The following is a 21,933-nucleotide window of genomic DNA, read 5'->3' on the forward strand; positions in this document are numbered from 1 at the left end:
CAGCTGGCTGACCATGGGTGCGTATCTGGGCCTGATCGCCGAGCGGCCGTCGACCCGAATCGGGGCGCCCGCGCTCCTGATCCGGGCGACCGTCGCGCTCGACGGCGGTGAATCGCCACCGGACTGGCCGGTGTGGGGCGTCCACGACGATCAGGTCGAGATCGCCGCCGATCATTTCGCCCTGATCGATACGGCGGTCACGGCGACGGCCGAGGCGGTCGAGAGGTGGATACGGCCGTGAACCCCACCGGAATTCGTCGCATTGCCGCCTTGACGATCGTGCTCGTCGGCGTATTCGTCGCGGCGCTGGACGTCCTCATCGTGAACATCGCCTTTCCCGGCTTCGAGCGGTCCTTCTCGTCCGCGCGACTGAGTGAGCTGTCCTGGGTGCTGAGCGCCTACGCGATCACCTTCGCCGCGCTGCTGATGCCCGCCGGCCGATGGGCCGATCGGTTCGGACGCAAGCGCGCGTTCCTGTCGGGTGTCGCCGTATTCACCGTCGCCTCGGCGGGCTGTGCCGTGGCGTCCTCGCTCGGCATGCTCATCGGGGCCAGGGCATTGCAGGGCGTCGGCGGGGCCTTGCTGACGCCCAGCTCGCTCGGCCTGTTGCTCGGCCTGTTTCCACCAAGTCGGCGGGGCGCGGCGATCGGACTGTGGACGGCGATCGGCGGCGCGGGCGCCGGGGTGGCGCTGCCACTCGGCGGATTACTCGTTCAGGCCGATTGGCGATGGGTCTTCTTCGTCAACATCCCCACCGGCATCGTGGCGGTGGCGGCCGGGTGGCGACTCCTGCCCGAATTCCGCGAAAAGGCCCGTGCCGCCACGGATGTGCTCGGTATCGTCGTGTTCGCCGCGACTGTCGCCGCAGTGGTCGCCGCGATCGTGCAGGGCCATGTCTGGGGCTGGGGCAGCCCGCGGATTCTCGGATTGATCCTCCTCGGTGTTCTGGGCGTCGCCTTCACCGCGCGACGTGCGGTGCGCCATCCCGCGCCGGTCATCGAGCCGGCCATTCTGCGCATTCCGGCCGTCGCGTTCGGCAATCTCGCGACACTGCTGTTCTTCGGCGGTGTCGGTGCGCTCCTGATCGGCTCGACCCTGTTCCTGACCAAGGTGTGGCATCACTCGGTCCTGCGGTCCGCGCTGGAGGTCCTCCCGGGGCCGGTGATGGCCATGGCGGTCGCCGTGCCGAGCGGTGTGCTCGCGGCCCGGCACGGCGTGCGGATGGTCGGGTTGGTGGGCGGTGTGCTGTTCGCGGCGGGCGGCGTCTGGTGGGCCGTCGTGCCGGGCGCAACCCCGGACTACGCCGCATTCCTACCCGGATCTTTCATCGGCGGAACAGGATTCGGCCTGATTCTGCCGTGCCTGTCGGCGGCGGCGACCCTGTCCCTGCCACCCGAGCGTTTCGCCACCGGCGCGGCCATGACGTCGATGTGCCGTCAGGTCGGGATCGCGCTCGGGGTCGCGATGGTGACGGCGGTGCTCGACGGTGATCCGGGCGTCGACGCCTATCGCTCCGCGTTTCTGATCATGGCGGCTTTCGGGCTGGCCAGCGGATTCGCGTTGTGCGCGATCGTGCGCGTGCCCCGTGGGAACACGGCCGCGGTGCGATCGCCGGCAGCAACACAACAAGCCGCATGAGATTGCGGACCCTTCAGAAAAGGACATCGAAGATGGATTCTTCCGAGACAACCACCGGCAAGACCGACAAGTGCCCGGTCGACGCCGCCGCACCGGACAACGGATGCCCGGTCGATCATGGTGGCTCGCCGCGAAACTCCAGCGCCGCAACCGAACAGCCGGCGCCGAGCACGGCGGTACCCGCAACGTCGCTGCCGGTATCGCGGATGCCCATGACACTGCAGTTGCTTCTGCTCTTCCAGCGCCCGGGACTGTTCGTGACACGGTGTCGCAGGCTGTACGGCAGCCGGGTCAGGGTGAAGTTCCGCCCGGGACCGCCGGTCTTCCTGCTTTCCGATCCCGAGGACATCAAGGCGATATTCCTCGCCCCGCGCGACGTGCTGCACACCGGCCGCAGCAATCAGCCGATCGAGAAGTTCACCGGCCAGAGTGGACTGGCCTGGCTCGATGAGGACGAGCACAAGGCCCGCCGCAAGCTGCTCATGCGGAGTTTCAAGGGCGACGCGCTCGAGCGCATCGGAGAGTCGGTGCGCACCATGGCCGAGGACCACGTAGCGACCTGGCCGCGGAACAAACCCGCCGCGCTGCATCCGTACGTGCATCGGTTCACGATGGAGGTGATCCGTGAGGTGATCTTCGGTCGGGTCGTCCCGTCGCGGTGGAACGAAATGTCGAAGGTGCTGCTGGAATGCCTGAACTACAATCAGCGCACCGCATCGGTGATCATGATTCACAGGTTGTCGCCCCGCACACTGCGGATCCTGCGGGCGATCCGCCCGCTCGGCCTCGACAAGTTCCTGAAGGATCGCGAGCGCGCCGAGGCACTGATCGCCGAAGCGGTCGAGGAACGCATGAACCGGGGCGACCTGGGCGACGACATGCTTTCCGTGCTGCTCGGTATCACCCACGACGACGGCTCGCCGCTGAGCGCGAAGGAATTCCGGGACGAGATGATGACCGTCTTCCTCGCGGGCACCGAGACGACCGCGGCGGCGGTGTGCTGGGCGCTCGAGCACCTCAGCCGCTCACCTGCCGACTTGGCACGGCTCGTCGCCGAGATCGAAGAGGGTTCCGACGACACGTTCCTGACCGCCGTCGTGCACGAGGTGCTGCGGCTGCGCCCGCCGACGCCGCAGATCGTCCCGCGCGAGGTGGTGAAACCGATCGAGATCGGCGGGGTGCGCTACGAGCCGGGAACGCTGTTGTGGGCCAGTGGTTATCTGCTCAATCGTGATCCGGTCCGCTACCCCGAGCCGGACGAGTTCCGTCCCGAGCGCTTCGTGAACGTCAAACCCGGTGCGCACACCTGGATTCCGTTCGGCGGCGGGCATACCCGCTGCCTCGGTGACCGCATCGCGATCACCGAGATGAAGGCGGTGCTGCGGGCGGTCCTGTCGACCTATGAGCTGTCGGCGGCCGATACGAAGTCGGCGCGGCCGCGCAGCCGCACGGTCGTCATCATCCCGGATCAGGCCGCGCGGTTGATGTTGCGGCCGAAGCGGAAGATGCCGGTCGGTTCGAGTAGCTGAGCGATCCCGTGAACTTCCTGCGCATGCCGCTCGTCGCCGTGCAAGGGCGCCGGGTGCGCGCCACACTCGACCCGGCGCCGCCGGCCGCAGGCCCGACCACCGGAGTGGTGGGGGACGAGGCTGTCGAGCCGCTGCGGCTCTGCGTCGTGGGCGACTCGACGGCGGCCGGGCACGGTGTGGATACGCATGCCGACGGGTTCGCAGGATGCCTGGCGCGCACACTCGTCGAACAAACCGGTCGGTCAGTTCATTGGACGGCGGTCGGCCGCCTGGGAGCGACATCCCGCCGAATCCGCTACCGGTTGCTGCCACGACTCGACGCCCGCCTGGACCTCGCCGTCCTCCTCGCGGGCGTGAACGACGTCCTGGGGGGCCGCAGCCCGAAACAGTGGGGCGAGGATCTCGCGGCCATCGTCGACGACCTGACCGAGCGCGCCGCGCACGTGGCGGTCAGCGGACTACCGCCGTTCGCCGAATTCCCGGTGCTCCCGAAGACATTGGCACGCTATCTCGGTGAGCGCGCACAGGCCTTCGACGAGGTGTCCGCGCGCGTGTGCGCCGACCGGAACGCGACGTTGCTCGATTCGCGCTGGGTCGGTCCGGGCACGGTGACCGCGGACTTCTTCGCGAGCGACCGCTTCCACCCATCGGCCCTCGGCTACCGCCGCTGGGGCGAGTTCGCCGCGGCTCAGCTACCACCGTTCTGACCCGCCTGCGGCGGCGGCGCGGCGGGCGTCGATCCGGGCGTCCGGCCGCACAGGGCGACGGACGTGCGGATCAGGTGCGCCTGATCGGCGAACCCGGTCCGGGTCGCCACCTCGGCGGCCGTGTGGAACGGTAGCTGCAGGCCGGCCTCGCGCAGTCGGTGCCAGCGCCGCAGCATCACCAGCGAGCCGCCGATGGCCTCCGTGGACAGCTGGCGCAGCCGACGCGGTGACAGGCCGGCGAGATCGGCCAGTTCATCGATGCTGTCGACCTCGTCGAGAGCCTCGAGCGCGCGTTCCAGCCGGGGATCCATCGATGGGGTTTCGCCGAGTATCCGGTGTGCCGTCGCGCGTATCCGTTCGGGATCGGGATCCGGATCGCGCTTCGCGCCGGCCAGGAGGCGGCGGACTTGGTCCCGGTCGAGTGCGTGGATTCGCGGCGGTCCAGGAATGTCGAGGCAATGCGGGTCGATCCACAACGAGGTGTAGCCGCCCGGCCGCTGGATGGTACGGAAGATGCGGGGCGGGACCAGCACCCCCGGTCCCGTGGTGACCGAGCCCTGCTCATCGGTGGCCACCACCGGACCCGCCCAGGAGAGAACCAATTGCCAAGCCGGGCTGCGATGCCGGGTCGAACTCGGTCCGGCATCCTCGGCGTAGCAGGCGATATCGGCGCACACCGCGGCGAACGCGACGTTGCCGTTTTGTTCAAGACGCCAGGCCCGAGGCTGCTCGATCATTTGTTCATGTTCGCTTTCACCGCGATCACCGCCGATCTTCTGCTCTCCGCTGTGGAGGGCCGCTCGGTCGCCGGTAGGGATCCGCAGGCAAGAAAGGTCTACCCGATATGACTGTAGCTCAGCGATGGGTGCTGGCGCTGTCCTCGATGACCACCTTCATGATCATGCTGGACGCATTGGTCGTGACCACGGCGCTGCAATCAATCAGGCTCGATCTCGGCGCGACCGTCGAGCAGCTGGAGTGGACGGTCAATGCCTACACGCTGAGCTTCGCGGTGCTGCTGATGGCCGGCGCGGCGCTCGGCGACCGATTCGGCCGCAGGCGGATGCTGGCGATCGGCATCGTCATCTTCGTCGCGGCGTCGGTGGCGTGCGCACTGGCGCCGACCATCGGCTGGCTGGTCGCGGCCCGCGTGCTGCAGGGCGTCGGCGCCGCGGCGGCGGCGCCGGTCGGGCAGGCGCTGCTGGGCGTCGCGTTCAACGCGAAGGAGCGCCCGAAGGCGCTCGGCCTGTTCTGGTCGGTGACCGGTCTGGCGACACTCGGTGGGCCGATCGTCGGTGGCGTCATCGTCGACGGCGCCACCTGGCCGTGGATCTTCTGGCTGAACGTGCCGATCGGGCTGGTGCTCGTTCCGCTGGTCCTCACCAAGATCGATGAGAGCGTCGGCGCCAAGCAGCGCTTCGACTACGGCGGTGTTCTGCTGGCCACGGTCGCCGCGTTCGGGTTGGTGTGGGCGCTGGTGCGCGGCAACGAAGTCGGCTGGACCAACCCGGAAATCATCGGTGCCTTCGTCCTCGCCGTACTGAGTGCGATCGGGTTCGTCTGGTGGGAGTTGCGGAACTCCGCCCCGCTGGTGCCGATCCACTTCTTCAAGGCGCGGGGGTTCTCGGCAGGCAACTCCGCGATCTTCCTGCTGTTCGCCTCGTCCTTCGCGGGCCTGTTCTTCTTCGCCCAGCTGCTGCAGACCGTGCTGCACTACGGCCCGCTGGGCGCTGGTCTCCGGCTGGCGCCATGGACGGTGACCGTGTTGCTGTTCGCGCCGGTCACCGGGATGCTGATGGGCCGATTCGGTGAGCGGCCGCTGGTGGCCGGCGGGCTGCTGTTCCAGTCGATCGCCGCGGGCTGGTTCGCCGTGATCGCGGATCCGGCCATGTCCTACGGCGAGATGGTCCTGCCGTTCATCATCGCGGGCATCGGCACCTCGATGACCGTTCCCGCATCCACCAACGCGGTGTTCGGAGCGGTCCCGGACGCGGCCTTCGGCCCGGCGTCGGGGACCAGCAGCACCATGCGGCAGCTCGGCGGCGCCTTCGGCATTGCGCTCGCCGTGGCGATCTTCTCCGCCGCCGGTGGCGGTTATGCGACGGCGCAGGAGTTCACCGACGGATTCGGCGCGGCGATGACCGTGGCGGCACTGGTCGCGCTGGCCGGGGTGGCGGCCGGGCTGGCGGTTCCGGCGCGGCGTCCGATGCCCGTACCCGAAGATGTTGCGGTGGCCAAGGTTTCGCGGATCGTGTGACGAGTTCGATGACGGATGGAGGCCCGAGATGAAGCTCCCGAACACCGCGCATACGTCGCGACCGTGGCGGATCCACGAGATCGCCCACGACTTCCTGCTCGAGGACGTGTGGGCGCTACCCACCCCCGGCGGCCCGGACGACTTCCCGCGGCTGGTGCGCCAGATGACGTCCGGCTCCAACACCAACGACTCACGTGCCTACACGGCCCTTTTCGAGATCCGCTGGCGGCTCGGGAAGCTGTTCGGCTGGGACCGGCCGGACGCCGGTATCGTCGCGCGGGTGCCGTCGTTGCGCGACCGGTTGCCGGCGGATCTGTTGGCCGGGCCGCGGGGACCCGTTTTCTCGTCGGTGCCGTTCACCTCGGTGTATCAGACCGACGACGAGTGGGTGGCCGAGATGGCGAACCGCACCGTGCACGCGCTCATGCACATGAGCTGGGTCGCGGACGAGGGCGGCGGATATCACGGTCAGATGGCCGTCCTGGTGAAGCCGAACGGCTGGTTCGGGCGTGGGTATATGGCAGCGATCAAGCCGATCCGTTATCTGGTCGTCTACCCCGCCCTGCTGCGAATGATCGGGCGCACCTGGGAATTGCAGGCCGCGGGCTGATCGGGCCCGGCCGATGCTCACACAACGAGCGACAGGGACGAGCCGGGGGTGCGTCCGCACAACGCGACCATGGTGCGGATCAGGTGAGCCTGGTCGGCGAAGCCCGCGCTGGCGGCGACCTCGGCGGTGGGTCGGAAGGGCAACTGCAGCCCGGCTTCGCGCAGCCGGTGCCAGCGCCGCAGATTCCGCAGCGGTCCGCCGATGGCCTGCGCTGATAGTTGCCGCAGTCGCCGCGGCGACAGGCCGATCTGGTCGGCCAGTTCCTCGATGTCGGTGTTGGTGTCGAGCAGGCTCAACACGCGCAGCAGCCGCGAATCCACCTGCGGGGTGTCGCCGAAGACCCGGTTCAGGCTGCGGCGGATCCGCTCGGGGTCGAGGTCGCCGGCGATGCTGGTCAGTACCCGACTCGCCTGGACACGGTCGAGCGAATGGATCGCCGGCCGTCCGGGTATCGCGAGACAGTACGGGTCGATCCACAGCGAGCTGTATCCGGACGGCTGCTGAATCGTCTGCGGGAGGCCGGGTGGGACCAGCATGCCGAAACCGGTGCTGACCCTGCCCTCGCCGTCGGTGGCGACCATCGGAGCGTCCCAGGTGAGCACCAGTTGCCACGCTGGATTGCGGCGTTGGCCGCTGGTCGGGGGCGGTTGCGCTGCCCGGTATTCCTCACCGTACGTGGCGAACTCGGCACATACAGAAGCGAAAACAACGTTGCCGCTGCGCTCGAGGCGCCATGATCGCGGCTGCTCGATCATGGTTCCATAGTCGCACGACCTAGATCGGGGCGCTCGTCGGCGAAACCCGCCCGTAACGGCTGCTCTCGCGGGCGCCGAACGCTCCGGCGTTGCCGTTGCGTTCAATACCCGGCCTATCGGCCGGTCGATCATGCCTGTATGCGCGTGTTCTCGGTAACGGCTGCCACACCCGGCCGATGCGGTGTCACCGTATCTGGTCGTGTGCCCGGCAGATCTTGCCTACAGAGCCTTTTCTTTGTAGGCGGAGATGTCTGGGAGGTCTGGAGCTGATGAACGGGAATGAGCCGAATGAACGTGCGATCGCGGTCGTCGGAATGGCCTGCCGGGTACCGGGGGCCGACAACATCCAGGACTTCTGGAAGCTACTGCGCGGCGGCGAGGAGGCGATCACGGATGCACCCGCGGATCGGTGGCCGGAGATACCCGAGCTGACCCGGCTCGGCCGGGGTGGCTATCTGGAGCGGGTCGCCGATTTCGACGCCGGATTCTTCGGCATCTCGCCGCGCGAGGCCGCGGCGATGGACCCACGTCAGCGCCTTGCGCTCGAATTGAGCTGGACGGCACTCGAGGACGCCCGAATCGGACCGGAAAGCCTGCGGGGCGCCGCCGCCGGGGTCTTTCTCGGTGCTACCGGCGACGACTACGCCGCACTCGTGTCGGGGTACGGCCCCGACGCCATCTCGCATCATTCGCTGGCCGGTCTGAGTCGAGGCGTGATCGCCAACCGGGTCTCGCACCAGCTCGGTCTGCACGGGCCGAGCATGACGGTCGACACCGCGCAGTCGTCTTCGCTCGTCGCGGTGCATCTGGCCTGCGAGAGCGTGCGCTCGGGCGCCGCCTCTGTGGCGTTGGCGGGCGGTGTGCATCTGAACCTGGTACCCGAGAGCACCCTGGCGCTGGCCCGCGCGGGGGCGCTGTCCCCGGACGGCCGCTGTTACACCTTCGATGCCCGGGCCGACGGCTTCGTCCGCGGCGAGGGCGCCGGTGTCGTTGTGCTCGAGCGATTGTCGGATGCGATCGCCGCCGGTGATCCGATCTACTGTGTACTGCTCGGTGGCGCCACGAACCACGACGGCGACGGCGCGGGTCTCACCGTCCCGGACCGCGCGGCGCAGCAGGCGTTGTTGCGCGCGGCCTACGCCGATGCTCGTGTCTCGCCCGCGGATTCGCAGTACGTCGAATTGCACGGCACCGGGACCAAAGCGGGCGACCCGGTCGAGGCCGGTGCGCTCGCGGCGGCATTGGCAGCGGATCGCACCGAGCAGGACCCGTTGCTCGTCGGTTCGGTGAAAACGAACATAGGGCACCTCGACGCCGCGGCAGGAGTAGTCGGGCTGATCAAGGTCGCACTGTCGATGCGGCAGGGCCTGCTGCCCGCCAGCCGCAATTTCCGGACGCCGCATCCGTCGATCCCGTTGCGAGAGTGGCATCTTCGGGTGAACGCCGAAACGACCTCGTGGCCGGGTGACGGCGCGCGCCTGGCCGGGGTGAGCTCGTTCGGCGTGGGCGGTGCGAACTGCCACGTCGTCGTCGCCGCCCCGCCGGCTGCCTCGGAGTCGTCGCCGGAGGCCGAGAGCGCCGGGCCGGTTCCGGTGGTGGTGTCCGCGAGGCACCCGACAGCGCTGCGTGCGCAAGCCGCTCGGCTGCGCGACCGGGTGGCCGCCGATCCGGAATTGCGGCTGGCGGATATCGGTTACTCCACCGTGACCACGCGGTCGGCGCTGAAGTACCGCGGTGTGGTCGTCGCCGCCGATCGCGGTGAATTGCTGGACGGTCTCGCGGATGTGGCGTCCGGTGTGCCGTCGGCGACCGTGGTCACCGGTACCGCGGCCGCGGAATCCGGTGTGGTGTGGGTGTTTCCGGGCCAGGGCTCGCAGTGGACCGGCATGGCGCACGGGCTGTGGGCGAGTTCGGAGGTTTTCGCCACTCGGATGGCCGAATGTGCGCGGTTGCTGGACGGTCTCGTCGACTGGTCGCTGCGTGAGGTGCTCGCCGACGAGGCCGCGCTGACGCGGGTGGACGTGGTTCAGCCCGCGCTGTTCGCTGTGATGGTCTCGCTGGCCGAGGTGTGGCGGGCGGCGGGCGTGGTGCCCACCGCCGTGGTCGGTCACTCACAGGGCGAGATCGCGGCCGCGTGTGCGGCGGGCGTCCTCTCCCTGGCCGACGGCATGCGGCTGGTGGTCGCGCGTAGCCGGGCCATCGCGACCGGGCTCGCCGGCGGCGGTGCGATGGCCTCGCTCGCGCTGCCCGTCGACGAGGTGGATCGGGAACGTGTCTCGGTCGCGGCGGTCAACGGCCCGAACTCGGTGGTCGTCTCCGGCGACGTGGACGCGGTGCACGCGGTCGTCGCCGAGTGTGGCGCACGGGGCGTTCGTGCCAGGATCATCCCGGTCGACTACGCGTCGCACTCCACGCACGTCGAGTCGATCCGGGACGAGGTGCTGCGGGCGGCCGCCGATATCGAGACCACCGACACCGGCATCGCCTTCTACTCCACCGTCACGGGCGGCCGGGTCGATGCCGGCGAGCTGGATGCGGAGTACTGGTACCGGAATCTTCGCGAGCCGGTCCGGCTCGCGGAAACCGTTGCGGTACTGGCCGAAGCGGGGAGCAGGGTGTTCGTGGAGGTCAGTCCGCATCCGGTACTGACGATGGCTATCGAGGACACGGTCGGCACCGCCGTGGTCTGCGGCACGTTACGCAGGCAGGAGGACGAGCCGCGCCGCGTGCTGCTGGCCATGGCCGAGTTGTACAGCAAGGGCGTGGCGGTGGACTGGCGACCGCTGTTCCCGGGCGCCCGGCGCATCGAGTTGCCCACCTATGCTTTCCAGCGGCAGCCCTACTGGGTGACGGGGGAACGTTCCGCGCGGCCCGTACCGCGGGAGGCGGACTCGGCGCAGCCGGTGGAACCCGTCGCCACCGGATTCCCCGAGCAGGATCTGTCCGCCCTGGTCCGATCCCACGCGGCCGTGGTGCTCGGGCACGCCGACCCGGCGCTGATCGAATCCGATATCAGCTTCAAGGAACTCGGTTTCGATTCGGTGACCGCCGTGGAACTGCGCAACCGGCTCAACGCCGAGTCCGAGCTGCGGATGCCGACCTCGGTGCTGTTCGACTACCCGACACCGACCCAACTGGTTCGGCACATGCGTGCGCAGCTGTCGGGGAGCGATGCGGCCCGCCGACCCGACGAAATCCCGGACGTGGCGGCCGACGATCCGATCGCGATCATCGGCATGAGCTGTCGGCTGCCCGGCGGCATAGCGTCACCGGAGGATCTGTGGCAACTCGTCGCCGACGGCGTCGACGCGATCACGCCGTTTCCGGAGGATCGCGGCTGGCCGGAGGACTCGGGCGAGAAATATGCGCCGGTGGGTGGATTTCTTTCCGGCGCAGCGGAGTTCGATGCCGGATTCTTCCGCATCAGCCCGCGCGAGGCGCTGACGATGGATCCGCAGCAGCGGCTGGTTCTCGAGGTCGCCTGGGAAGCCCTCGAGCGGGCCGGTCAGGTTCCCGCCGCGCTGCGTGGCAGCCGGACGGGCATCTATCTGGGCGTGATGAATCAGGACTACCTGCCGCGGCTGTCCGACGTGCCCGACGATCTCGGTGGCCACGCGTTGACCGGCAGTGTGTCCAGTGTGGTATCCGGCCGGGTGGCCTACGCGCTCGGTCTGGAGGGCCCCGCGGTCAGCGTCGATACGGCCTGCTCGTCGTCGCTGGTGGCGATGCACCTGGCGGCCCAGTCGCTGCGGTCGGGCGACTGCTCGCTGGCGCTGACCGGCGGCGTGACGGTGTTGTCCACGCCGGGCATCTTCGTCGAATTCGCGAGACAGAACGGACTCGCCGTCGACGGGCGCTGCAAGGCATTCTCGGATGCGGCCGACGGCACCGGCTGGTCCGAGGGCGTGGGAATGCTTGTGCTGGAACGCTTGTCGGATGCGCGGCGCAACGGACACCGGGTGCTCGCCGTGCTGCGCGGCTCGGCGGTCAACCAGGACGGCGCGAGCAACGGGCTGACCGCGCCGAACGGACCCGCACAGGAGCGGGTGATCCGCCGGGCACTGGCCGGCGCCGGACTGGACACGAAGGACATCGATGCGGTCGAAGCGCACGGTACCGGTACCACGCTGGGCGATCCGATCGAGGCGCAGGCACTGCTGGCGACCTACGGACAGGACCGGGAACAGCCGCTGTGGCTGGGCTCGGTGAAGTCGAATATCGGGCACACGCAGGCCGCGGCGGGCGCGGCGGGCGTGATCAAGATGGTGATGGCGATGCGGCACGGCGTGCTGCCGAAGACGTTGCACGCCGACGAGCCGTCGCGGCACGTCGATTGGTCCTCTGGCTCGGTCGAATTGCTGACAGCACAACAAGATTGGCCGGAGGTCGCGCGGCCGCGCAGAGCCGCGGTCTCATCGTTCGGGATCAGCGGCACCAATGCGCACGTCATCCTCGAGCAGGATGATTCCGCCTTGCCCCTCGTGGAGGGTTCCGGCGAACCCGACGGTGTCGTGGCGTGGACGGTTTCGGCGCGCAGTGCGCGATCGTTGCCGGGTCAGGCACGGCGACTGTCGGCGGCGGTCGCCGACCGGCCGGTGGCCGACGTGGCGTGGTCACTGGTCACCGAGCGGTCGGACTTCGAGCACCGCGCGGTGGTGCTCGGCACCGAACGCGAAGAGTTGCTGTCCGGGCTGGCGGCGCTGGCGCATGGTGACCGGGCGGCGGGCGTCGTCACCGGTGTCGCCTCGGGGGTGCCGAATGTCGGCATGCTGTTCTCCGGGCAGGGCAGCCAGCGACTCGGCATGAGCCGGGAGCTGATCCGCGCGTTCCCGGTGTTCGCCGAGGCGTGGCGAGCGGTGTGTGCGGAATTCGCGCCGCTGCTGGACCATTCGATCGATGATGCGGTCTCGGCCGAGCCCGGGTCCGACTCCGCCGCCCTGCTCGACCGGACGGGGATGACGCAGCCCGCGCTCTTCGCATTCGAGGTGGCCGCGTTCCGGCTGCTCGCCTCGTTCGCGGTGGCGCCCGCCGTGCTGGTGGGGCATTCGATCGGCGAACTGGCGGCCGCCCACGTGGCAGGCGTCTTCTCGCTGCCCGATGCGGCGCGTCTGGTCGCGGCCCGTGCGCAGTTGATGCAGGCGCTGCCCGACGGCGGCGCCATGGTGGCCGTGCAGGCCGGCGAGTCGGAAGTCCGTGCGGCACTGGGAGATCATCAGGACGCTGTCGCGGTCGCGGCGGTGAACGGGCCGGATGCCACGGTGCTTTCCGGAGCGGACGATGTCGTGACGGAGATCGCGTCGGAGCTGTCGGCCGTGGGACACAAGATCCGGCGGTTGCGGGTGTCGCACGCGTTCCACTCGCCGTTGATGGAGCCGATGCTGGAGGAGTTCCGGCATGTGGCGAGCACGGTGTCGTACTCGGCGCCCCGTATCCCGATCGTCTCCAACGTCACCGGGGAACTCGCCGCGGACGGTGCGCTGGAACAGCCGGAGTACTGGGTGCGGCACGTGCGCGAAGCAGTGCGATTCGGTGACGGTGTGCGCGCCGCGACGACGGCGGGAGCCGAGATCTTCGTGGAGGTCGGGCCCGATGGAGTTCTCGCCGCGATGGCGGAAGAGATTCTGGGTGCGACCTCGCCGCGGGTGACAGCGGTGCCGCTGGTCCGGCGAGACCGGTCCGAATCGCGTTCCGCCGCCGATGCCCTGGCGCGACTGCACGTCTCGGGTGTGCCGGTCGACTGGCAGGCATATCTGGCCGCGATCGGTGCCCACGGCCGGCACGTCGAGTTGCCCACCTACGCCTTCGATCGCCAGCGGTACTGGGCGTCGCCTGGCCCGTCGCGGGGCGATGCCGGCGCGGACGGACTCACCGGGCTCACGCACCCCTTCCTCGCGGTCGCCGCGGATCTCGCGGCCGACGATCGGTTGGTGTTGAGCGGTCGGATCGGGCCCGAGGACTCCTGGCTGGCCGACCACGCCATCTTCGGCAGCACCGTGTTTCCCGGCGCGGCAATCGTCGAACTGGCGCTGCAGGCAATGGAATTCGCCGACTGCCGGGGCGTCGAAGAGCTGACCCTGCAGGCGCCGCTGCTCCGCCCCGACGACACCGTCCAGGTGCAGCTCATCGTCGATGCGCCGGAGGGCGGCCGACGCGGAATCGGTGTCTACTCGCGCCCGGCGGGGGAGCGGTCGTGGACGAAGCATGCGACGGGGCAGCTGTCCGTCGCTCCGATTGCCGAGGTTTCCGCGACCGCCGAGGCGTGGCCTCCGCCGGGCGCGACACCGATCGAGCCGGTCGATTTCTACAGGGAGCTGACCGACCGGGGTTACCACTACGGCCATGCGTTCCGGGGGTTGCGTGCCATGTGGCGCTCGGACGAGGAGATGTTCGGCGAGGTTCGGCTTCCGGACGAAGTACCCCACGCCAGAGCGGGATTCGCGGTGCACCCGGCGCTGTTCGATGCGGCGCTGCATCCCATGCTCGCGCTGCTCGGCGGCGACGCCGATCCCGGCCGGGTGCTGCTGCCCTACTCCTGGGCCGGTATCGCCGCGCGCGCGGTCGGCGGCACGGAACTGCGCGTGCGGATCGTCCGCAAGTCCGAACGGGAAGTGTCGCTGCGGATTACGGATCCGAAAGAGACGCTCGTGCTCTCGGTCGAGTCGCTCGCGATGATGCCCGCCGATGCCGACCGGCTGTCCGGGGAGCCCACCGGAGCCTTGCTCGCGCTGGAGTGGCAGCCGCTGCCGGCGGACCGGCAGAGTTCCGGCGGGCTCGAGCGTGAGTTCGTGCATGTGTCACCGGATGACGATACGGCTGTCTCCGTGGCGGCCAGCAAGACGGCGCACGAATCACTGCACCAGGTGCGGAAGTGGTTGCGGGACGAGCGATTCGACCGCACGCGGTTGGCCGTGGTAACTCGCGGCGCGGTAGCGGTTACCGCGGCGGAGACACCGAATCCCGCGGCCGCGCCCGCCTGGGGGCTGGTGCGTTCGGTCCAGGCGGAACATCCCGATCACTTCGTGCTGATCGACACCGATGACGACGAGGCTTCATCGCGTGCGCTGGCGACGGTGGATCTGTCGGAGCCGCAGCTGGCCATCCGGCGCGGCGTCGTCTACGTCCCGCGCCTCGTCGCCGCGCCGAGCACGAAACCGAAACGTCCGGTGTGGAATACCGCGGGCACCGTGCTGCTGACCGGTGCGTCCGGTGCGCTCGGCGCCCTGCTGGCCAGGCATGTGGTGACCGAATACGGCGTTCGTAACCTCCTGCTGCTCAGCAGGCGAGGTTCCGCGGCCCCCGGTGCCTCCGAACTTGCCGGGGAGCTTGCCGCACTCGGTGCCGAGGTCACGCAGGCGGCGTGCGATGTCGCCGATCCGGTCGCGCTGGCCGGACAGCTGGCCGCGATTCCACCGGACCGACCGCTCAGCGCGGTGATTCATGCCGCGGGCGTACTCGAAGACGGTGCGGCGGAGTCGCTGACGCCGCCGCAGCTCGACCGTGTGCTTCGCCCGAAGGTCGACGCGGCGTGGCATCTGCATGAGCTGACCGAGGGCCTCGAACTCGACGCGTTCGTGCTGTTCTCGTCGATCGCGGGCGTCGTCGGCACTGCGGGTCAGGCAAACTACGCCGCGGCCAACGCCTTCCTGGACGCGGTGGCCGCCCAGCGCCGTGCGGCTGCCCTGCCCGCGATGTCGCTGGCATGGGGGCCCTGGGAGCTCGGCATGGCGGGCGCGCTCGGCCAGGCGGAGCTGGCGCGCCTGCGGCGCACCGGATTCGGGCCGCTGACAAGCGCACGGGGCCTCGCGCTGTTCGATGCCGCCGTGGCGCTCGACGCGGCGCTGCTCGTACCGGCGGCAATCGATGAAGCCGCACTGCGGCAGCGGGATTCGATGCCCGCCCTCTTCCGCGACCTGGTCGCGATGCCGCGCCCGGACAGCCGGCGGGTCGAGGAGCCGACCACACCGCCGCTGCTGCTGCGGTTGGCGGATCTGCCACGCGAAGAGCAGGTGAATCAGCTGCTCGAGCTGCTGCTCGACACCGCGGCCTCGGTGCTCGACTATCCGTCGACCGACGATATCGACGCCGATCTGTCGTTCCAGGAAATCGGTTTCGATTCGCTCAGCGGCGTGGAGTTCCGCAACCAGGTGAAACAGGACACCGGAGTACAGATTCCGGCAACGGTGATCTTCAACTACCCGACTCCGGCGGCGCTGGCGGAACGGCTGTGGGAGTTGATCTTCGGCGCGGAAACTCCCGACGGGGAGGACGACGTGGACCCGACGGTGGACGAAGTGGCGGACGAGCTCGACGACATGGACGTCGCGGGGCTCATCGAGCGAGCGTTCGTGGAGTGATCGGAAGAATATGAAAGCAGAAGACCTGAAGATCTTGCGCCGGTTCGTCAAGGAGGAGCTGGCGGGCGATCGGGCGCAACTCGATGCCCTGACCGACGAGCCGTTGCGGCTGTACGAGCGCTTCGTCGATACCGGACTCGCGAACTGGTGGTTGCCCGAAGAATTGGGTGGTCGCGGGCTGGGGCTGGAGGACAGCGTCGAGATCGTCAACGAGCTTTCCTACGGCGACGCGGGCGTGGCCTTCACGTTGTTCATCTCCATCCTGGGCACCAGCATCGTGCAGTTGTACGGATCCGAGGAGCTGAAGGCGCGATACCTCGCGCCCATGGCTGCCCGCGGTTCGTTCTGTGCCACACTCGGCAGCGAGCGCGCCGCCGGAAGTGAGCTCGGCAAGATCGAAACCACGGTCCAGCGCGCGGACGGCGAACTCGTGATCACCGGCGAGAAATTCTTCTCCACCAACAGCGGTTTCGCGGACTTCCTGATCGTGATCGCCCGGGCCGCCGACGATCCGGAGTCGTATCTCGCGGTGCTGGTACCGCGCGACACCCCCGGTGTCCGGATTGTCAAGCGCTGGGATGTCGTCGGATTGCGCGCGTCCCACACCTATCAGGTGAGCTTGGACCACTGCCGGGTGCCCGCGGGTTACCAGCTGGCAGGCTCCGGGCTGCGGTTGCTCGAGATCGGGCTGAACGCCAGCCGAATCCTGATCGCTACCACGGCGATCGGCGTAGCCAGGCGGATTCGTGACCACTGTATGGACTACGCGAAGAAGAAACCGTTCCGCGACGGCGTGTTGCTGGACAGCCCGGTATTCGCCCAGCGGCTCGGTCAGATGGAGATGCAGATCGATGTCATGAAAAGTCATTGCCTGCGAGCCGCCCACGACTACGACCGGATCATGGGCGATCCGGACGCGGCAGCCGTTTTCGTGAAGCACGGTACAGTGAAATCGGCGCTGACCGCGAAAATGTTCTGCGGCCAGGCAGGTTGGGACATCGCCGGCGTCGGTTCCGAAATGTTCGGAGGACTCGGTTACACCAATGAGATGCCCATCGGAAAACTCGTCCGCGACATTCGATATGTATCGATTGTCGAGGGCGGCGACGATGTGCTGCGTGAACTGGTATTCAGCCGCTATGTGATACCGGTGCCTCGGCGGTCGTAGTCAGCAGACCTGCGACAGTTGTGGCAGAAACTTCTCAGCCTCTCAGTCCACAGTCCGTACCGAGAGATCTACCTACATGTGTTATTATCGCGGCGTGCGCTCGGGCGTGCCGGGGAAGGAATGGGGGGATATGTTGGTCCGTTCTGTTCGAGATGAAGTATCGAGACCCTGTCATCGATTCGGGTGGGCGAGATGATGGAGCATATGAAGGCCGACCGTGCGGCAGTCGTGGAATTTCGTGGCTCCGGAACATCCCCGATAGCGGTAAGGACGCTCCCGCTCGGTGGAGTGCGGCCGGCTTCCAATGCCCATATTTCTAATGCCCATATTTCTGTGGTCGTCATCGACGATCACACCATGCTCCGGGTCGCGCTCTGCGACATGTTGCGGATGGAAGGCGACATCGAGGTCGTCGCGGATGTGGCCGACGGGCGGGCCGGTGTCGAGAAAGCGGGATCGGCCCAGCCGGATGTAGTCGTGCTCGACGTCGAGATACCCGGCGAGGATGTGACCGTCACCGTGCGGCGCCTGCGGGAAATGAGCCCGCGCTCACGCATCCTGATCGTGTCCATGCATCAGGATATCGGGCTCATCCGGGAACTCGCCGACGCCGGGATATCCGGCTACCTGCACAAGAGTGCCAGTCGGGAATCGTTGCTGTCGGCGATTCGCGGGGCGAACAGCACCGTCATCGTCATGTCGGCTCAGGAATTCAATTCAGCGGCGATGCAGTCGGGCTATGCTCTGACCGATCGTGAGGTCGAAGTTATCGGACATGTGGCCGATGCACTCAGCAACCGTCAGATCGCATCGCGGCTGGGTATTTCGGAAGGGACCGTCAAACGGCATCTTCGCAATATCTTCGAGAAATTGGACGCGGTTTCCCGGTTGGACGCCGCGAACAGGGCCATCGCAGCAAAATTGATCAAGCCTCGTTGATCCGCTGCCACCGGCCGGCCAAACCGGCCGACGGCGGATTCCGTTTTGTCAAAGGTAGATGAATTTCTCGTTTCCACACGGTCGGCTGGTGCGTGTCCCAGCCGACCATGGGTCGTTTCGCTGCGTCCGGGATGATCGGGATGATACTATCCGAGTGGATATCGGCCGCGTGCCGTTCGTCCCGGTAAATCATTCCGATTGACGATACCCGAAGCGACGGACTCGTTCACTGCACCTTTCGATACATGGGTAGTACTCCTTTTGTGAGATTACGTGGCGCGTATCTCGAGCAATAGCCTGAAGCTCGGTAACACATTCGCGGACAGCAAAGGTCGTGCCATGGTCGCTGCCGGTATCTCTCGTATCCCCCCAGCCGGTTCTTCGAGTCGCCCGCCGCGTGCCCCACAGGCGATCGATGACGCTGAGCGCACCAAGCAGTTGGTCGCGGACTGCTTGCGCGGTAGTCCGTCGGCCTGGCGATCACTGATCGAGGAGTACTCACCGCTGGTGTGGGCGATCACTCGCTCGTTTCGGTTGGCCAATTACGACTGCGAGGACGTGTATCAGTCGACCTGGGCTAATGTTGTTGCGCACCTGGGTGATCTGCACTCGCCCGAGCGCTTGACGGCCTGGCTCGGCACCACGGCCCGGCGGGAATGCCTCAAGCATATCGAGCGAAGTGCCCGGCATGTGCCGGTCGGCGACGACGCGGCGCTCGAGCCGGCCGACGAGTGGGCCGAGGCGACCGTGCTCCAGGTCTTTCGGCTCGTCGCCGGTGAGCAGGTCCGGGGCGCGTTCCGTCAGCTTCCGGAACGGGACCAGAAGCTGCTCGGTTTGTTGATGTCCGACGGCGCACCGAACTACGACGCCATCAGCGGTCAGCTCGGGCTGCCGCGCGGTTCCATCGGCCCGTTGCGTGGGCGGGCCCTGACGAGACTGCGTGGGCTGCTGCCGGTCGAGGCCGAGAGTTGGGTGGCGTGACCATGGCCGAATCATCTACCGAAGCCGTCGCCAGGGTGGACGAACTGGCGCCGGGTACTCTTCTCGAGGTGGCCGTCGGCGGCCGGCCTGTGCTGCTGGCCAATGTCGGCGGCCGGATCTTCGCGGTGGACGGTGTGTGTACCCATGAGGACGCGCAGCTGGTCGACGGCTACCTGGAAGACGAAACCGTGGTGTGCCCTTGGCATCTCAGCCGCTTCTGCTTGCGCACCGGCGAGGTCCTGAACGACCCGGCGGAAGCCCCCATCGGGACCAGATCGATCCGAGTGGTCGACGGCGCGATCTTCGTGGACTGACACCCACGCCGTGCACGAACTGGGACGAGGCTTCATGGGAACCATTGCCGCCCGGGAGATTTGGGGCCTACCCTATGGACTCGGCACAGTCGATGCGGCTTGGCACGGGAGCACGTTCCATTGCGCCGTCTTCGGCCACTCGGGAGCGAGGAACGCCGAAGTCCTTCTGCAGACCACGTCACGGCAGATCCGGGCGCGACCGGGGTGGCGGCCTGCTACACGGCCGAATTCCGGGACCACTGCGGGAACTTGATGACGACGCAGCTGCTGAAGGCGCAGAATGCCTACGACCTCGGTGGTGCCGACGCCGGGGAACTCGGACCAACGCCTCCCACTGCTCGAACGACCACTTGTGTCACGACACTGACCAGCCGTGTCTGATCGGCCCAACTGGTCATCAGCGTGGCACGGCGGGTCGCTGCGCTGCCATGCCGGACGCCGCAGAGTGGAGACGTGTCCGATGTGAGCAAGGTCGGTATCCGCGAAACAAGGCGGCGCACAGGGTGGTGATCTCGATGATGCGAATGTCGGGCCGTTCGGTCGGCCGCAGTAATGGCACAACGACGTGCTGGATACGGCAACGACGCCGTGACTGCGGTGATCGGCAACAAGTGGTGATCGGCAACAAGTCGAGGAGTCGGCGGCCGACTTCGCAACGGGCCAGGAGCACGCGCGTGCATCCAGTCGCCGACGCGCCGCCGACACCGATCACCGATCTCGCTGGTGCGCGCTGACGACGGCCGTACCCCGACCCGCCATCGCAGTTTTCTGCTAGCGGCCTGCCAGGCGGTTTTTCGCCCAGTCGGCCGGGAGTTCCTGGTCTCGGTAGTAGGTGTTGATGCGGTCGAGGTAGTCGCGGGTGTCGTCGTCGGTGGGCGGGGTGTAGGTGTTGCGGTGCACCACCACGTTCTGGCTGTAGCGGGGCTTGATGTCGGCGGGGTCGGCGGGGTCGGGGACGCCGATGGCCAGGCCGTAGACGGGGAAGGTCCATTCCGGCAGCCGGAGCAGGTCGATGACCGCGTCGATGTTGTTGCGCAGCGCGCCGACGAAGGTGATGCCGTAGCCGAGCGATTCGGCCGCGACGGCCGCGTTCTGCGCCGAGAGGGTGACGTCGATGATGCCCGACAGCGCGCTGTCGAGGTAGGAGGTCGCCTCGACGGTGTGCCCGTGCTGCCGGGCGATGGCGATGTTGCGGGACCAGTCGGCGATCCACACCAGGAACCCGCGGCGTCGGTGATCAGCTGCTGCCCGCCGGCCAGCTCCGACAGGCGGGCGATGTCGAGCAGGCCGCCGCTGCCGCCGCGGCGGTCCTGGCCGCCCGGGTGCGCCCGGCGATGCTCGAGCTGCTGGACGAGGCCTCGCTGCGGGAGGCACAGGATCTGCTCGGGGTGCGCGCGGACGCGGCCGGCTCGTTCGTGGTGGCGCAGACCGACGGTTTCGGTGCCCCGCGCCGAAGCCGATGTCGTCGCGCGGGCGTTCCGTGAATTCACCTCCCGGGTCCGGGTCGGCGACGATCCCGAGGCCGCCGAGGACCTGCGGGAAGGGTGGTCGAAACCGGCTCCACCGCAAAACTTTTCCGCGATCCGTCCAGCGACTACACCCGGCGCCTGCTGGCCGCCGTTCCCGGCCGCCGATCCCGCTCCGGCCGCATCGAGAGGGTGCGCCCGTGACCACGGCCACCGCATCCTGGCAGGCCGACTGGCAGCGCTGGCACGACGAACGCGACGCCCACGCCACCGGCACCCACGGCCCCGCCGCACTCACCGGCACGTACCGGCTCGACGGCGAGCCGGTACGGATCGACGGGCTCCCCGGCACCTGGACCGAATCCGGGGGCCGGGCCGTCGGCACCGGCCCCGGATTCCGGGTGGATCTCGCACCCGGCGACCGGCATCACATCGGGGGATCTATTGCTGCAGGCTCTCGTTCGCGCGGAACAGGTGGCGCTGCGGGTGTTCGACCCCCAGGCGCCCACCCGGACCGGGCTGCTCGGCATCGACACCTTCGACCCGGATCCGGCATGGGTGATCGCGGGCACGGCCGGACCCGCCGCGGAGGCCCTGCGGCTCGAGCACATCGACGGCTTCGTCAGCGACAACGCCGCGAGCACCGTCCGGGTGCCGATCAACGGCCGGGACGCCGTGCTCCAGGGCACCACGACGCCGCACGGAGGTCTCCGGATCACCTTCGCCGACACCACCAACGGTCATGAGACGCAACGATTCCGGTTTCTCACCGTCGCCGCCCCGGACGCGCGGGGGCGGGTCGAGGTGGATTTCAACCGAGCCTATCTGCCGCCGTGCACGGTCTCCGACCACTTCCTGTGTCCGTTGCCCCCGCCCGGAAACCGGCTGGACTTCCCGGTCCGCGCGGGTGAATCGCGCCTACGTAGGGCCGCGGCGCCCCGGTCCGCGGACAGGTCCTCCTTCGCAGGCGGCTCGTAGATATTCATTCGATCGGTCCTCGTGGCCGGTCCGGCTGCACGATTGATAAAGATTTTCTTACCTATCGCCGAGGGGCGGGTGTGGCCGGTCGTGGCTTTATGGAGCGGCGGTCGGGGTTGGTGCACTCGGCGGGTTCTTCGTCGATCTGCACCGTCCCGAAACATATTTAAGAATCATATTGGGCGAAACCCTGTCGACTGCGGGGGCTGCGGAACATTCTTTCTAGGATAATTATTC

The 21,933-nt window shown here is 68.1% G+C and carries 15 protein-coding genes; 12 read left to right on the forward strand and 3 right to left on the reverse strand.

Annotated features, from left to right (window positions below; all coding sequences use genetic code 11):
• The first annotated feature begins 279 nt into the window (after positions 1 to 279).
• The 3 genes from D892_RS0120050 to D892_RS0120060 are packed head-to-tail and all read left to right on the forward strand — an operon-like array spanning position 280 to position 3,874.
• Positions 280 to 1,638 (forward strand): MFS transporter, encoded by a 1,359-nt coding sequence (locus D892_RS0120050; RefSeq protein ID WP_232236357.1) that lies wholly within the window; start codon positions 280 to 282, stop codon positions 1,636 to 1,638.
• A gap of 32 nt (positions 1,639 to 1,670) precedes the next feature.
• Complete coding sequence (locus tag D892_RS0120055) at positions 1,671 to 3,167, forward strand: cytochrome P450 (protein ID WP_024802965.1); 1,497 nt, start codon at positions 1,671 to 1,673, stop codon at positions 3,165 to 3,167.
• An 8-nt stretch (positions 3,168 to 3,175) separates the two neighbouring features.
• Positions 3,176 to 3,874, forward strand: a complete 699-nt coding sequence (locus D892_RS0120060) for an SGNH/GDSL hydrolase family protein (RefSeq protein ID WP_024802966.1) — start codon at positions 3,176 to 3,178, stop codon at positions 3,872 to 3,874.
• On the opposite strand, the gene D892_RS46845 is transcribed toward D892_RS0120060, so the two are convergent.
• A complete protein-coding gene (locus D892_RS46845; RefSeq protein WP_024802967.1) occupies positions 3,856 to 4,611 on the reverse strand; it encodes an AraC family transcriptional regulator in 756 nt (251 codons plus the stop codon). The genes D892_RS0120060 and D892_RS46845 overlap by 19 nt on opposite strands.
• A gap of 107 nt (positions 4,612 to 4,718) precedes the next feature.
• On the opposite strand from D892_RS46845, the gene D892_RS0120075 reads away from it, so the two are divergent.
• Together D892_RS0120075 and D892_RS0120080 are read left to right on the forward strand one after the other, a co-directional pair.
• Entirely contained in the window at positions 4,719 to 6,131 is a 1,413-nt protein-coding gene (locus D892_RS0120075) for a DHA2 family efflux MFS transporter permease subunit (RefSeq protein ID WP_024802968.1), read from the forward strand.
• 28 nt (positions 6,132 to 6,159) lie between these two features.
• Complete coding sequence (locus tag D892_RS0120080) at positions 6,160 to 6,741, forward strand: DUF2867 domain-containing protein (RefSeq protein ID WP_024802969.1); 582 nt, start codon at positions 6,160 to 6,162, stop codon at positions 6,739 to 6,741.
• Between the two features lie 17 nt (positions 6,742 to 6,758).
• Here the strand turns inward: D892_RS0120080 and D892_RS43820 are convergent, their stop codons facing one another.
• Complete coding sequence (locus tag D892_RS43820) at positions 6,759 to 7,628, reverse strand: helix-turn-helix domain-containing protein (RefSeq protein ID WP_084161143.1); 870 nt, start codon at positions 7,626 to 7,628, stop codon at positions 6,759 to 6,761.
• A 137-nt stretch (positions 7,629 to 7,765) separates the two neighbouring features.
• Here D892_RS43820 and D892_RS0120090 point away from each other — a divergent pair, with 137 nt between their 5' ends.
• The 5 genes from D892_RS0120090 to D892_RS0120115 all read left to right on the forward strand — a co-directional run bounded on the left by D892_RS0120090 (position 7,766) and on the right by D892_RS0120115 (position 19,252).
• Positions 7,766 to 15,850, forward strand: a complete 8,085-nt coding sequence (locus tag D892_RS0120090; protein ID WP_024802971.1) for a type I polyketide synthase — start codon at positions 7,766 to 7,768, stop codon at positions 15,848 to 15,850.
• 10 nt (positions 15,851 to 15,860) lie between these two features.
• Positions 15,861 to 17,018, forward strand: coding sequence for an acyl-CoA dehydrogenase family protein (locus D892_RS0120095; RefSeq protein ID WP_024802972.1), 1,158 nt, complete (start codon positions 15,861 to 15,863; stop codon positions 17,016 to 17,018).
• Positions 17,019 to 17,210: 192 nt separating this feature from the next.
• On the forward strand, positions 17,211 to 17,957 hold the full coding sequence (locus D892_RS0120100) for a response regulator transcription factor (protein WP_198036944.1): 747 nt from the start codon (positions 17,211 to 17,213) through the stop codon (positions 17,955 to 17,957).
• Between the two features lie 273 nt (positions 17,958 to 18,230).
• Entirely contained in the window at positions 18,231 to 18,938 is a 708-nt protein-coding gene (locus D892_RS0120110; protein ID WP_198036945.1) for an RNA polymerase sigma factor, read from the forward strand.
• A gap of 2 nt (positions 18,939 to 18,940) precedes the next feature.
• On the forward strand, positions 18,941 to 19,252 hold the full coding sequence (locus D892_RS0120115) for a non-heme iron oxygenase ferredoxin subunit (RefSeq protein ID WP_036567275.1): 312 nt from the start codon (positions 18,941 to 18,943) through the stop codon (positions 19,250 to 19,252).
• A 771-nt stretch (positions 19,253 to 20,023) separates the two neighbouring features.
• Here the strand turns inward: D892_RS0120115 and D892_RS41600 are convergent.
• The gene (locus D892_RS41600) at positions 20,024 to 20,467 is read right to left on the reverse strand and encodes a hypothetical protein (RefSeq protein WP_051499116.1); all 444 of its coding nucleotides are present in this window, start codon (positions 20,465 to 20,467) and stop codon (positions 20,024 to 20,026) included.
• Between the two features lie 119 nt (positions 20,468 to 20,586).
• Here D892_RS41600 and D892_RS48650 point away from each other — a divergent pair, with 119 nt between their 5' ends.
• Positions 20,587 to 20,736 carry a hypothetical protein gene (locus D892_RS48650; protein WP_232236126.1) on the forward strand — a complete coding sequence of 50 codons (150 nt, stop codon included), beginning with the start codon at positions 20,587 to 20,589 and terminating at the stop codon, positions 20,734 to 20,736.
• A gap of 426 nt (positions 20,737 to 21,162) precedes the next feature.
• A complete protein-coding gene (locus D892_RS41605; protein WP_232236127.1) occupies positions 21,163 to 21,696 on the forward strand; it encodes a DUF1684 domain-containing protein in 534 nt (177 codons plus the stop codon).
• Positions 21,697 to 21,933: the final 237 nt, after the last annotated feature.

It is taken from the genome of Nocardia sp. BMG51109 (assembly GCF_000526215.1).
GTDB lineage: Bacteria > Actinomycetota > Actinomycetes > Mycobacteriales > Mycobacteriaceae > Nocardia.

What these genes read in the sequence shown, in the direction of transcription:
- D892_RS0120080 (WP_024802969.1), top strand. Translation starts at nt 6,160, where the DNA reads ATGAAGCTCCCGAACACCGCGCATACGTCGCGACCGTGGCGGATCCAC.
- D892_RS0120090 (WP_024802971.1), top strand. Translation starts at nt 7,766, where the DNA reads ATGAACGGGAATGAGCCGAATGAACGTGCGATCGCGGTCGTCGGAATG.
- D892_RS0120055 (WP_024802965.1), top strand. Translation starts at nt 1,671, where the DNA reads ATGGATTCTTCCGAGACAACCACCGGCAAGACCGACAAGTGCCCGGTC.
- D892_RS48650 (WP_232236126.1), top strand. Translation starts at nt 20,587, where the DNA reads ATGCTCGAGCTGCTGGACGAGGCCTCGCTGCGGGAGGCACAGGATCTG.
- D892_RS0120100 (WP_198036944.1), top strand. Translation starts at nt 17,211, where the DNA reads ATGATGGAGCATATGAAGGCCGACCGTGCGGCAGTCGTGGAATTTCGT.
- D892_RS46845 (WP_024802967.1), bottom strand. Translation starts at nt 4,611, where the DNA reads ATGATCGAGCAGCCTCGGGCCTGGCGTCTTGAACAAAACGGCAACGTC.
- D892_RS0120075 (WP_024802968.1), top strand. Translation starts at nt 4,719, where the DNA reads ATGACTGTAGCTCAGCGATGGGTGCTGGCGCTGTCCTCGATGACCACC.
- D892_RS0120115 (WP_036567275.1), top strand. Translation starts at nt 18,941, where the DNA reads ATGGCCGAATCATCTACCGAAGCCGTCGCCAGGGTGGACGAACTGGCG.
- D892_RS43820 (WP_084161143.1), bottom strand. Translation starts at nt 7,628, where the DNA reads ATGATCGACCGGCCGATAGGCCGGGTATTGAACGCAACGGCAACGCCG.
- D892_RS0120095 (WP_024802972.1), top strand. Translation starts at nt 15,861, where the DNA reads ATGAAAGCAGAAGACCTGAAGATCTTGCGCCGGTTCGTCAAGGAGGAG.